Raw genomic sequence first — 252 nt, forward strand, 5'->3', positions numbered from 1 at the left:
GGCCACGCGCCGCATCCGCGAGGCGAGTCCGGAGACGCGCATCCTGGTCGTGACCACCTTCGCGCGCCCCGGCTACCTGCGGTCGGCGCTGGATGCCGGAGCCAGCGGATTCATCGTGAAGGACACTCCCGCCGAGCAGCTGGCGGAGGCGGTTCGTCGGGTGCATTCCGGGTTGCGCGTGCTGGATCCGGTGCTCGCGGCCGACAGCCTGTTCGACGGCGCGAACCCGCTGAGCGACCGCGAGCGTCAGGT

1 protein-coding gene is annotated in these 252 nt (G+C 71.8%); it reads left to right on the forward strand.

Annotation, left to right across the window (positions count from 1 at the left end):
• Positions 1-252 (forward strand): response regulator (locus tag SB753_RS39585; RefSeq protein ID WP_410805488.1); only part of this gene is annotated, 252 nt, incomplete at both ends.

It is taken from the genome of Paraburkholderia sp. SIMBA_053 (genome assembly GCF_046534895.1).
GTDB classification, from domain to species: domain Bacteria; phylum Pseudomonadota; class Gammaproteobacteria; order Burkholderiales; family Burkholderiaceae; genus Paraburkholderia; species Paraburkholderia caledonica.